This window comes from Psychrobacillus lasiicapitis, assembly GCF_006861795.1.
Lineage (GTDB): Bacteria > Bacillota > Bacilli > Bacillales_A > Planococcaceae > Psychrobacillus > Psychrobacillus lasiicapitis.
In genome coordinates this window covers 39,350-52,134 of the sequence record NZ_VDGH01000004.1, presented here as the reverse complement: position 1 = coordinate 52,134, position 12,785 = coordinate 39,350, and the positions used below count along the sequence as shown (strand labels likewise).

12 protein-coding genes are annotated in these 12,785 nt (G+C 37.2%); 1 reads left to right on the top strand and 11 read right to left on the bottom strand.

Annotated features, from left to right (window positions below; translation table 11 throughout):
- Positions 1 to 14: 14 nt before the first annotated feature.
- The 10 genes from FG382_RS07485 to gpr all read right to left on the bottom strand — a co-directional run bounded on the left by FG382_RS07485 (position 15) and on the right by gpr (position 11,712).
- Entirely contained in the window at positions 15 to 755 is a 741-nt protein-coding gene (locus tag FG382_RS07485) for a 16S rRNA (uracil(1498)-N(3))-methyltransferase (RefSeq protein ID WP_142538279.1), read from the bottom strand.
- 10 nt (positions 756 to 765) lie between these two features.
- A complete protein-coding gene (gene prmA / locus FG382_RS07480) occupies positions 766 to 1,710 on the bottom strand; it encodes a 50S ribosomal protein L11 methyltransferase (RefSeq protein ID WP_142538278.1) in 945 nt (314 codons plus the stop codon).
- Between the two features lie 13 nt (positions 1,711 to 1,723).
- Complete coding sequence (gene dnaJ, locus FG382_RS07475) at positions 1,724 to 2,845, bottom strand: molecular chaperone DnaJ (protein ID WP_142538277.1); 1,122 nt, start codon at positions 2,843 to 2,845, stop codon at positions 1,724 to 1,726.
- A 129-nt stretch (positions 2,846 to 2,974) separates the two neighbouring features.
- Complete coding sequence (dnaK, locus tag FG382_RS07470; protein ID WP_142538276.1) at positions 2,975 to 4,807, bottom strand: molecular chaperone DnaK; 1,833 nt, start codon at positions 4,805 to 4,807, stop codon at positions 2,975 to 2,977.
- A gap of 49 nt (positions 4,808 to 4,856) precedes the next feature.
- Positions 4,857 to 5,423, bottom strand: a complete 567-nt coding sequence (gene grpE / locus FG382_RS07465) for a nucleotide exchange factor GrpE (RefSeq protein ID WP_142538275.1) — start codon at positions 5,421 to 5,423, stop codon at positions 4,857 to 4,859.
- A 15-nt stretch (positions 5,424 to 5,438) separates the two neighbouring features.
- Entirely contained in the window at positions 5,439 to 6,476 is a 1,038-nt protein-coding gene (hrcA, locus tag FG382_RS07460; protein ID WP_142538274.1) for a heat-inducible transcriptional repressor HrcA, read from the bottom strand.
- A gap of 87 nt (positions 6,477 to 6,563) precedes the next feature.
- Positions 6,564 to 7,700, bottom strand: coding sequence for a radical SAM family heme chaperone HemW (gene hemW, locus FG382_RS07455; protein ID WP_142538273.1), 1,137 nt, complete (start codon positions 7,698 to 7,700; stop codon positions 6,564 to 6,566).
- Between the two features lie 63 nt (positions 7,701 to 7,763).
- The gene (gene lepA, locus FG382_RS07450; protein ID WP_142538272.1) at positions 7,764 to 9,593 is read right to left on the bottom strand and encodes a translation elongation factor 4; all 1,830 of its coding nucleotides are present in this window, start codon (positions 9,591 to 9,593) and stop codon (positions 7,764 to 7,766) included.
- A gap of 234 nt (positions 9,594 to 9,827) precedes the next feature.
- The gene (gene spoIIP / locus FG382_RS07445) at positions 9,828 to 10,643 is read right to left on the bottom strand and encodes a stage II sporulation protein P (RefSeq protein ID WP_142538271.1); all 816 of its coding nucleotides are present in this window, start codon (positions 10,641 to 10,643) and stop codon (positions 9,828 to 9,830) included.
- A gap of 55 nt (positions 10,644 to 10,698) precedes the next feature.
- The gene (gpr, locus tag FG382_RS07440; RefSeq protein WP_142538270.1) at positions 10,699 to 11,712 is read right to left on the bottom strand and encodes a GPR endopeptidase; all 1,014 of its coding nucleotides are present in this window, start codon (positions 11,710 to 11,712) and stop codon (positions 10,699 to 10,701) included.
- Positions 11,713 to 11,871: 159 nt separating this feature from the next.
- On the opposite strand from gpr, the gene rpsT reads away from it, so the two are divergent.
- Positions 11,872 to 12,120: a 30S ribosomal protein S20 gene (rpsT, locus tag FG382_RS07435; RefSeq protein ID WP_142538269.1), complete on the top strand. Its 249-nt coding sequence runs from the start codon at positions 11,872 to 11,874 to the stop codon at positions 12,118 to 12,120.
- Positions 12,121 to 12,442: 322 nt separating this feature from the next.
- On the opposite strand, the gene FG382_RS22925 is transcribed toward rpsT, so the two are convergent.
- Positions 12,443 to 12,679: a hypothetical protein gene (locus FG382_RS22925; RefSeq protein ID WP_211356374.1), complete on the bottom strand. Its 237-nt coding sequence runs from the start codon at positions 12,677 to 12,679 to the stop codon at positions 12,443 to 12,445.
- Positions 12,680 to 12,785: the final 106 nt, after the last annotated feature.

Sequence of the window (12,785 nt, the reverse complement as noted above, 5' to 3'; positions counted from 1 at the left end):
TCCTCACACCTCTTTCATTCATATTCATAAGAAATTGCAGCAAGCGCATATAACGGTGCAGTCTCTGTTCGTAGAATCCTTGGTCCAAGTGCAATGGGTTGAAACTCATTTTCTAACAGAAGTTGTACTTCCTGACGATCGAGCCCACCTTCCGGGCCAAAAACGATTAGTATCGATTGTTTATCATACACCTTTTTTAGTTTGTCAGCAAACTTTTGTCGCTGTTCAAGCTTTGCGTCTTCTTCATCCGCAACAAATTTCACATCATACGATTTAGAAATTTCCAACAGCTCGGCTAATGAGATTGGTTTATGTATTAGTGGGATAAAGGAACGATGAGATTGTTCTGCGGCTTCTTTTGCGATTTTTTGTAAACGAGTGATTTTTTTCTCGTTCTTTTGTTTGTCCCATTTGACAATGGAGCGTTTCGCTTCAAATGGATAAAGTGTATGCATACCAAGCTCTGTCGCTTTTTGCGTTATTAATTCTAACTTATCACCTTTTGGAAGTCCACATACAATGGAAACTTTTATCGGTAATTCTGTGGATTGTACATGCTTTTCTTTTATCTGTAAAAGCACAGATTTAGAAGTACCTTCTAAGATGGTCATTGTGTATGTCTGGTTGTTCGCTACTACATATACATCATCACCAGAAGACATGCGCATCACTTGAATCATATGATGCGCATCTTCGCCTGTAATCGTTACTGTATTATTTTCCTCTATAGGTTCATTTGTAAAATAACGTTGCATGAGCGTCTCCTTACTTCACTGGCTTTCTAGAAATGATTGTAACCCAGTCTTCCATCATCATTACTTCTTCAATTTCAAATCCTGCTTGCTGCAAGGAATTACGAACATCTTCTTTTTTCGTTGCAATAATACCTGATGTGATAAATAATCCACCATCTTTTACGATGGAATAAGCATCATTTGTAAATGTCATAATAATTTCAGCTAAAATATTGGCAACAACGATATCTGCTTTTTCGTTCACATTGTCCAATAAATTACCATGTGTTACTTGAACAACATCACTTACTTTGTTTAGAACGATATTTTCTTTTGCAGATTTAACAGCTACCTCGTCTAAATCTAATGCATGAATAGTTGCTGCCCCTAATTTTGCTGCTCCTATAGACAGGACTCCTGAACCAGTTCCAACATCAATCACACTGTTTCCTTTTTGTACTGTTTTTTCAAGTGCTTGTAGGCACATGACAGTAGTTGGGTGCGTTCCTGTTCCAAACGCCATACCTGGATCTAGTTCAATGATCAATTCATCGGTATTTACGCGCTCATAGTCTTCCCATGTTGGTACGATTGTAAAACGATTCGATATTTTAACTGGGTGATAATATTTTTTCCAAGCAGTAGCCCAATCTTCTTCGTCTACTTCTTGTACTGTTACACTATTATGACCAAGATCGATATTGAAGTTTTGTAAGTTGTTAATCGCAAGTTTGATCTCTTCCACTGTTTCTAGTAGAAAACTAGTTTCCGCTAAATAAGCTTTCACTCGAACACCATCTACTGGGAAATCGTCTGGATTTAAGTTATAGATTTCACCAAACACATCTTCTCTTTCTCTTAATAACTCTTCTGAATCTTCGATAACGACTCCACTTGCTCCAGCCTCATGCAGAATATTACTAATTGCTTCCACTGCCTCATTCGTCGTATGAATGGATAGTTCAGACCATTTCACTTGCGCCACTCCTTTATTCACCTTTTATCGTTCTTTTGATTTTATCAAATAATGAACTGCCTTGCTCTTCCGGAATATCTCCGCTAATTTCTGCAAACTCACGAAGTAACTGCTTTTGTTTTTCTGTTAATTTCTTCGGTGTAATCACTTTTACAACGACATGTTGATCTCCAGTTCCATATCCGTGAACGTTTTTGACACCTTTACCTTTTAATCGGAATGTTGTTTGAGACTGTGTACCTGCAGGAATTTTTAGCTTCACTTTTCCTTGAACAGTCGGTACCTCTATTTCGTCACCAAGTGCAGCTTGAGCGAATGTTAATGGAAGTTCATAATAAATATCATCGCCATCTCGTTCAAATCTTGGATCGGCTTTTACACGGAATACAATATATAAGTCACCTGCTGGTCCACCATTTACACCAGGTTCTCCTTGCCCGCTTACACGAAGCTGTTGCCCATCATCCACACCTGCTGGAATCGTCACTTTAATTTTTTTGCGTTTATTTACAGTACCTTTTCCGTGACAAGTCGAACATTTTTCTTTGATGATCTTCCCAGTACCTTCACAATAATGACAAGCACGTTTTGTCTGAATACGACCAAATGGTGTGTCTTGTGTAACGTTCACTTGACCTTGACCATTACAATGTGAACATTTTTCAGGGTGAGTTCCTGGTTTTGCACCAGTTCCACTACATGTATCACAGGTCTCTTCTTTTGCCACATCTATTTCTGTTTCTTTCCCGAATACAGCTTCTTCAAATTCGATCGTCATCGTATATTGAAGATCACTACCTTTTCTTGGTGCGTTAGGGTCACGTCGTCTTGAGCTTCCCCCTCCGCCGAAAAACGAACTGAAAATATCTTCAAAGCCAAAGCCGTCTCCACCACCAAATCCACCAAATCCTTGGTTTGGACCGGCATGACCAAATTGATCGTATTGAGCTCTTTTTTGATCATCACTTAATACTTCATATGCTTCTGTAATTTCTTTGAACTTTGCATCAGCGTCTGCAGCCTTGTTAATATCCGGGTGATATTGTTTTGAAAGCTTGCGATACGCTTTTTTTATCTCATCCTGGGAAGCACCTTTAGAAACTCCTAGTACTTCATAATAATCACGTTTATCCATTGTTCACTCTCCTGCTCTTTACCTACACGTAATGAATATTGTAACACGGAAAATTTTCTACGTCTAAACAGTAAGAAAAGCCAAAGCCGAATACGGTCTTTGACTTTTCCTTACCGACTAACTTACAACTTACTTGTTGTCTTTATCGTCATTTACTTCTTCAAATTCAGCGTCAACAACACCGTCGTCTTTTGCATCAGCTTGAGCGCCGCCGTTTGCAGCAGCTTCAGCTTGTGCTTGCTCATATAATTTCATTGTAAGCTGTTGTACGATTTCATTTAACGCGTCTTTTTTCGCTTTAATATCTTCTAGGTTACCAGCTTCAAGAGCAGCTTTTAATGCTTCTTTTGCATCTTCAGCAGATTTTTTCTCTTCTTCTGAGACTTTGTCTTCTAGATCTTTTAATGTTTTTTCTGTCATGAAAACTAATTGATCTGCTTCGTTTTTCACTTCAGCTTCTTCTTTACGAACTTTATCCGCTTCTGCATTTGCTTCCGCTTCTTTTACCATACGCTCGATTTCTTCGTCTGATAAGGAAGAGTTCGATTGAATTGTAATATTTTGTTCTTTTCCAGTTCCAAGATCTTTCGCTTTAACATTTACAATACCGTTTTTATCGATATCAAATGTTACTTCGATTTGTGGAACACCACGTGGAGCTGGTGGAATATCCGCAAGTTGGAAACGACCAAGTGTTTTGTTATCCGCTGACATAGGACGTTCACCTTGTAGAACGTGAATATCTACTGCTGGTTGGTTATCTGCTGCTGTTGAGAATGTTTGAGATTTTGATGTTGGGATTGTCGTATTACGTTCGATTAACTTCGTGAATACTCCGCCCATAGTCTCAATACCTAAAGAAAGTGGTGTAACGTCAAGTAATACAACGTCTTTTACATCTCCAGTTAATACTCCACCTTGTACAGCAGCACCCATTGCTACTACTTCATCTGGGTTTACACCTTTATGTGGCTCTTTACCAGTTTCTTTTTTAATCGCTTCTTGTACTGCCGGAATACGAGTAGATCCACCAACTAAGATTACTTTATCAATTTGAGAAGCGGATAATCCAGCATCTTTCATCGCTTGACGAGTTGGTACCATTGTGCGCTCTACTAGGTTAGCTGTTAAATCATCAAATTTCGCACGAGTCATTGTTACTTCTAAGTGAAGTGGTCCAGCTTCTCCAGCTGTAATGAAAGGAAGTGAAATTTGAGTAGATGTAACACCTGATAGATCTTTTTTCGCTTTTTCAGCTGCATCTTTTAGACGTTGTACAGCCATTTTGTCTTGTGATAAATCAATTCCATTTTCTTTTTTGAATTCTTGTACTAAGTAGTCCATTAATACTTGGTCAAAGTCATCCCCACCAAGACGGTTGTCTCCAGCTGTTGCTAGCACTTCAAACACTCCGTCTCCTAGTTCTAGGATAGATACGTCAAATGTACCCCCACCTAAATCGTAAACAAGAATTTTTTCATCGTGATCCATTTTATCTAAACCGTATGCTAAAGCTGCTGCAGTTGGTTCGTTAATAATACGTTCTACTTCAAGACCAGCGATACGACCAGCATCTTTAGTAGCTTGACGTTCTGCATCATTAAAGTAAGCGGGAACTGTGATAACTGCTTTTGTTACTTTTTCACCTAAGTATTCTTCTGCGAATCCTTTTAAGTATTGAAGAATCATGGCAGATACTTCTTGTGGTGTATATTCTTTACCTTCTGCAGATACTTTTTCATTTGTACCCATTAAACGTTTTACAGAAGCAATTGTATTTGGGTTTGTAATGGATTGACGTTTCGCTACTTCCCCAACTTGTTTTTCGCCATTTTTGAATGCTACAACAGATGGAGTTGTGCGGTTACCTTCTGGATTTGGAATTACTTTTGGTTCTCCACCTTCTAATACTGATACACATGAGTTTGTTGTTCCTAAGTCAATACCGATAATTTTAGACATAATTAGTTCCTCCTAAATATAAAGTGCATTTAAACAACTAAATAAAATTTTATTCGTTAACTTTAACCATAGCTGGTCTTAAAATTCTATCTTTTAACTTATACCCTTTTTGCAATTCTTGAAGCACGACACCAGAATCTTTCGTATCGTCTTTTTCCTGCATTACTGCTTGATGGAAGTTCGGATCAAAAGGAACGCCTTCCGCTTCAATTTGATCTAAGCCTTCTTTTTTTACCGCGTCTAGTAAAGAACGATACACCATTTCTACGCCTTTAGCTAAAGAAGCAGCTTCTTCACTAGTAGTTTCAACGGCTAATGCACGTTCGAAATTATCTAGCACTGGCAATATATCTGATAATACCGATTGTGCACGGTATTTGTAATCTGCCTCTTTATCTAGTTGAACTCGACGTTTATAGTTTTCAAAATCAGCTCTTAGACGAATCGCTTTATTTTGTTCTTCTTCTAATTGTTGTTTGACAAGCGTTAGCTCATCAACTTCTTCTACTACGTCTTCTTCTGTTTCAGCTATCTCATCTTCAGCTGGAACGTCTGCTTGTTCATCTAGCTTTTCAGCTTCTAATTCTTCTACAATTTCATCTTTTTGTTCTGACATAACTAGCAACTCTCCTTATCCATGCGGTCCATGTAAAATTTTCGATAATTCTCTCGATAGATCCCCACTCATCACATCTAGTAAGGAAACGACTCGCTTGTAATCCATTCGAGTAGGTCCAATGATTGCAATGGAACCAATCTGTTCCTCCCCAATGTCATAGGAAGCTGTAATAATACTACAATCCTCCATAGCTAGATGGTTGTTTTCAGTACCGATTCGAATTTGAATTCCTTTTTGGTCTAAATGGAATAGCCCAGGCATTTGATTTACATGATCCATCCAATACATAATACTTCGTGCTTTTTCTACATCATTAAATTCAGGTTGATTTAGCAGTTGCATTTTTCCACCGTAGTAAACTTTATCTTCATGTTCAATTGTTAGCGCTTTGTTTAATGAACCTAGTAAGTCGTTTAAACGACCATTATTTTGTCTTAAAACTGCTAATGTAACAGCTTCTAGTTTAGCAGGGAGCTCATGTAAATGAACACCTACTAAACGTTCATTAATCAAATTGACCATTCTCTCAATATCCGATGCAGTAAAGCTTTCCGGTATGGAAAATACACGATTTTCTACATGTCCACTATCTGTCACAATAATAGCAACAGCGGAATCATCCGTTAAAGGGACGATAGAAAAACGTTTGACACGATGTTTTCTCACATCTAAGCCTAGCATTATAGAGGTATAATTCGTTAATTCGGACAAAATAGCCGCAGATTTACGAATTACTTGTTCCGTCTCTACCATACGTTCTTCAAAAATAGAACGAATTTGTTTGATCTCACTTTTAGAGATTCGTTGTGGAGTTAACATATTGTCTACATAGTAACGATAGCCTTTTTGCGAAGGCACGCGACCAGACGAAGTATGTGTTTTTTCTAAATAGCCCATTTCTTCTAAATCTGCCATATCATTTCGAATAGTAGCAGGACTAAATGGAACTTCCTCCTTTTTCGAAAGTTGGCGAGATCCAACTGGTTGAGCGGTTTCGATAAAATCATCTACCGTTACTTGCAATATTAATAATTGCCGATTAGTTAGCATGATTATCACCTCTGTTAGCACTCGCTCATATAGAGTGCTAATACTTATATAGAAAATTTAACAAATCTATAGAGAACTGTCAACGATTTAGCTTGTAAGAAAATATTGAAATACTTCGTTCCCAACAAAGCGTCCTCTTTTTGTAAGTTTGATAAAGCCATTTTCGATCGTAACAAACTCTTTTTCCAAAAGTTCATCTATTTCTATTCCATACACTTGTTGTAAAGTTTGATCATATCTTTGTTCAAAACGTGCTAGGGAAACCCCTTCATTTTTACGCAAGCCTAAAAACATTTCTTCTTCCATTTTTTCAACCCGAGTAACTTCTTTTTGCATCATAATAGGTTTTTCCATCATTTCGATAGTATGCATATACTTTTTTAAAGGACCATGATTGGAATAACGCATACTATTTACATACCCATGCGCTCCTGCTCCAAGCCCAATATATTCATCATTATCCCAATAAAGCAAATTATGTTTGGATTCCTTTCCTTGATGGGCAAAATTACTAATTTCATATTGCTCATATCCATGCAACTTCATTTCATCCATTAAATAGCTATACATGTCCGCTTCCAGATCTTCCCCTGGAAGTGTCAGCTTACCTTTCGATAACAGATTATAGAAGATTGTTTTTGGTTCAACAAGTAAAGAATATGCAGAAATATGGGGAATGTTCAGGCGGAATGCTTCTTTTAATGAGGCTTTCCATTGGTCCATTGTTTGATTTGGTAAACCATACATCAGGTCTATACTGATCGAAGGAAAATCCGTTTGTTTCGCATATTCGATTACTTTATATACATGATCATTGGAATGCGTTCTTCCAAGGACTTTTAATAAGTCTTGATCGAAAGTTTGTACACCCATACTTAAACGGTTTACTCCAAACTTACGCATCAGCTGCATTTTTTCTAGAGTTAATTCATCCGGATTTGCTTCTGAAGTGAATTCTACTAACTTTTCCATAGGGATATGTGTTTCGATAAGTGTAAATAAGCGATCCAATTGCTTAACAGACAATGAAGTCGGAGTGCCTCCACCTATAAAGATTGTTTCAATGGATGCATTTTGTAAATCATCCTTCCATAAAGCCATTTCTTGCCCTAGCGCCTCAATATATTCATCGACCGGCTGATTATGAAAAAAGAATTTATTGAAATCACAATAATTACAAATTTGATGACAAAAAGGTATATGGATATATACTCCTCGTACCATACTGTTTCCAACTCTCTATATAAGAAAAAGAGGGCTATTATACTTTGGCCCCCTTCTTCCTTTTTATTTATTTGGCTCGTCCATTTTTAGAACTGCCATGAATGCCTCTTGAGGTACTTCTACAGAACCTACTTGCTTCATACGTTTTTTACCTTCTTTTTGTTTTTCAAGAAGTTTACGTTTACGGGAAATATCTCCCCCGTAACATTTTGCTAATACGTTTTTACCGATTGATTTAATCGTTGAACGAGCAACAATTTTTTGACCGATTGCCGCTTGTACCGGCACTTCGAATTGCTGTCTTGGTATTAGTGCTTTTAACTTTTCTACAATTACTTTTCCACGCTCATATGCAAAGTCTTTGTGTACGATAAAGCTTAAAGCATCTACTTTTTCGCTATTAAGCAGAATATCCATCTTCACTAATTTCGATTCTTTATAACCGATTAACTCGTAATCAAAGGATGCATAGCCCTTCGTACTAGATTTTAGTGCATCAAAGAAATCATATACAATTTCTGAAAGTGGGATTTCATAAATTATATTCACACGTGCAGATGACAAATAATCCATCGTGATAAAGTTTCCGCGTTTACGCTGGCATAACTCCATAACTGAACCAACATAATCTTCCGGAACCATAATTGAAGCCTTCACATATGGCTCTTCAATTTTATCTACTTTTTGTACTTCCGGCATCATCGATGGGTTATCTACTTTAATCGTTTCCCCACTTGTTAACTTAACATCATAAATAACGCTCGGAGCTGTCGTTATTAAATCAATTTTAAATTCACGTTCAATACGCTCTTGGATAATTTCCATATGAAGAAGTCCTAAGAAGCCACAACGATACCCAAATCCTAGCGCTTGGGATGTTTCCGGTTCAAATTCTAAAGCGGAGTCATTTAACTCTAATTTTTCAAGCGCATCTCTTAAATCTACATATTTAGAGTTATCGATTGGATATAAACCACAGAATACCATTGGATTCATTTTTCGATATCCTGGTAGCGCTTCTTGAGCTGGGTTCGAAGCTAATGTAATCGTATCCCCTACACTCGAGTCGCCCACATGCTTCATGGATGCAGTTAAGAATCCAACGTCACCAACAGTTAGTTCTGAACGCATTGTAGCTTTTGGTGTAAATACGCCTGTCTCAACAACTTCGAATTCTTTCCCAGAAGACATCATTTTAATCTTGTCCCCAGGTTTCACCGTACCTTCCATAATTCGAATATAAACAATTACCCCACGGTATGGATCAAATAATGAGTCAAATATAAGTGCTTTAAGTGGTGCTGAAGGGTCTCCAGTAGGTGCAGGAACTTTTTCAACTATTTGTTCTAAAATTTCTTCAATACCAATTCCAGCTTTAGCAGAAGCATGTACTGCTTCTGAAGCATCCAATCCGATTACATCTTCCACTTCTTGTTTCACTCGTTCTGGATCGGCAGCAGGTAAATCGATTTTATTGACAACCGGTAAAATTTCCAAGTCATTATCTAATGCTAAATATACATTTGCAAGCGTTTGGGCTTCGATTCCTTGAGCAGCATCAACAACAAGTATTGCTCCTTCACAAGCAGCTAGACTTCTCGATACTTCATAGGTGAAATCGACATGTCCTGGCGTGTCGATTAAGTGGAAAATATATTCTTCTCCATCTTTTGCTGTATATGTCAATTGAACGGCATTCAATTTAATCGTAATTCCACGTTCTCTTTCTAGGTCCATGGAGTCGAGTAATTGGCTTTGCATTTCTCTTGATGTTACTGTTTGTGTTTTTTCTAAAATACGATCAGCAAGCGTCGATTTACCGTGGTCAATATGCGCGATAATCGAAAAGTTACGTATTTTTTTCTGTCGTGCTAATCTCTCTTCATGATTCATACTTGTTCACTCCTAATTAAACTACTTGCATTATAACAGATAAAGGATTGTTTAAGAAATATTACTGAAATATTTTATGTACACGCTCATTATTTTTCTAGAAAAAAGTCCATTTAAATAATTTTTTGCCAGATTTTAATCTTATCAAAAACCTGTACATAACACAATCTAGGAGAATATTTTCAAACAAAAAGAGATCAAGCAAATGTGAATTGCTTCATCTCTATTTCTTACTTATGAGGGCAACTGTTCATTTAACATATTCGATAAAGCTTTCGCTAGAATTGCAATCGAACGATTAATTTCTTCTTCGGTATTATCAATGCCACCTAATTCTACATTGATTAAGTTTCCGGAAAGGTCTTGATTGTATACACCATCTACTCCCTTTCCTTCTTTCGGTAGTACCCCGCGTGAAATGCCAGGTACTAATTTATTTAATTGGTTAGAGAGGTTTTGTGCTAGTTGCTCATTCCATCTGTAGTTAGGATGCTCTCGGCCAATAACGAATATAAATTTAGCGTAGCTTGCTTCCCCACTTTTAAGTGTCGTTACATTTGCTTTTGCAGAATCTCTGTGAATATCTAAGATGATGTCATATTTATCTTGCCCGATTGCTTGTTGTACTAATGGCCGTATGGAATTATAGTCATCCATCTCTTTCTTGTTGTAGTTTTCTAAAAAGGTAGTCTCTAGTTGATGAAATGCAAACTGGGCATTAATTTGATCTTGAAAAGTCGTAATATTGCTTATCGGATGATAAATAGCTATTTTTTCACCTTGTGCTGCAAGTATCGGTTGATAAGCTTCTTGCGAATGAGTAAAGTAAACAAATGCTTTTTTTGGTTCCGTTACTACTTCTTGGACGACTGGTTTCTTTTCCAATTGTGCTGCATAGACTACTGGGGTATCCTCTTTTTCTTTTTCTTCTACTTGTTCCGCTTGTTCCGGTTGAGCATTAAAAAGAGGTGTTTGGATGGTAGCGATAATGATAGGTGCTAAAAACAAAAGGATTAAGATGCTTGTTAAATTCTTCAGGGATTTAGCCATATATTCCACTCTCCTCACATAATCGTATGTGGAAAAGTGGAATTTTAGAACGACATCATCTGCTAGTGATCCATGTCTCTAAGCTATTAGAAAGTAAATGAGCATATTGTTCCACCCATGCATCAGTTTCTTTCGGGGTCACAAATAAAGAAGGATTCCTTCCAACAAAAACCTCCTCGAACAATTTTCTTTTTTCCTCAGTTGGCCAAGTGACCCATTCCCCAAAGATAGGTTGTAAAATTGCTTTATCGATCGTTGGTTTTTTGCTAGAAACCATCGGGGTTACGGCTAATGCCGATGAAGGACTTCCCTTTTCTTCTATTTTGGATGCAATATAGTGAATAACTTGTTCCATCGCATCTGCGTATAGAACAGGACCGTCCACAACCATCGGTATTCCAATGGCCGTAACTGGCACACCGTAGACTTCCTCGGAAACTTCTTTTCGCTGGTTTCCAACACCTGAACCAGGATGTATACCAGTATTGGTGATTTGGATTGTTTTGCAAAGTCGCTCACTGTTTCTAGCAGCTAGCGCATCTAATACAATGATTAGATCTGGTTGAAATGCCTTGCTTATTGCTTCTATAAAGTCGCTGGTTTCAAATCCTGTTTGACCTGTTACACCTGGTGCGTACATAACGACTTTTATATGTTCTTCAGCAGTCAATGCAGAACTTTGTAAAATTTCAATCGCTTTTGGACCTATGGCATCTGGTGTGATGAGTGCATTGCCAAGCCCTATTATTAAGATTTTAGATGACTTCGTCAGTTTAATGTTTTTATGCATTTCCCTTAGCTTTTCAACAAATACTCTTTCTAAGTGCTGAAAGCTTCGATCATCATCCGGACTCACTGTTAAATCTGTTAAAGTAATATATTTTCCTTTTTTCTTCCCTAGTTCCTTTTCTCCGTTTTCGTCTACTTCAATAGACGTTACTAAAACTGCCCCTTCTCTACTTTCATCAAATTTTATACCCTCGGATTTTTCCAACGTATTCTTATCTTCTTTTGAACGATGTCTTACCATTTCATCTGATTCATCTAATAAATCTGTTCGTCCCCACATAAAATTCACCTCCAAAATAGTTTGGCCGATGTGTCAAGTAAATATTCTTTGCATTTATATATTGCAATTTGTTTTTTCGTTTGTTAAAATAATGCTTGTTGTATTAGACAGTTTCAACAAAGAAATATCATCTCGAGACCATTTTAGGAGGTGAAAGTTATGCCAAATATTAAATCTGCAATTAAACGTGTTAAGAAAAACGCTACGTTGAACGCTCAAAACGCTACTGCTAAATCTGCAATGCGTACTGCTGTAAAAAAAGCGGACAATGCTGCACTTAACAATGATGAAAACGCAAAAGAACTTATTAAATCTGCAATCCAACAATTGGAGAAAGCAGCTTCTAAAGGTTTAATTCATAAAAACGCAGCTACTCGTAAGAAAGCTCAATTAATGAAAAAAGCGTAATTTAAATAAGACTGACCGGATTTATTCGGTCAGTCTTTATTTATTTCTAGACATATTGGCTAACCAAAAGTGCCTCTAGTAAATTACTTCTTAGAATGGTGATAGCACACTAAATAGCCTCTTAAAAAACTGTGCTTTTGAAGTACTTTGGACGAAAACGAGTTCTACACCATTAACCGAATTTCTTGATTTGCAAGGGATGCGACTTTGTCGCATCCCTTGCAGATCTTCTCGGTAATCGTGTGAAGATCGTTTGTCCATCGCACTCCATAAATACCGTTAATACAAGTGCTAAAGCTTTTGAGAACGAAAGAATAGCCACTTACTTATCTATATAAAAGCAGCCAAAGATGCAATTTTGGCTGCTCAGTCCTACTCTATTTTTTCCACCTTTTCGATTGGAAAGAAGTGTCCCTCTTCCATATAGCGTCAACATATTGCCAGCACTAACTTTGAAAAGAGTAAGCAAGGAACGCAAGATAGAAAGCAATAGAGTGACCGAAATTGCATCTTTGGTCACTTCCTTAATAGATAGAAAGGCATTTCTTTCATTTTCCAAAGAGATTGCATTTTTCTTTTGAACTTTGTAGGTATGTGATAGACAAATAACCACAACAACATTATCAAAAATAGTGTATCAGAAAGTGACGCAGTCACTTTCTGAT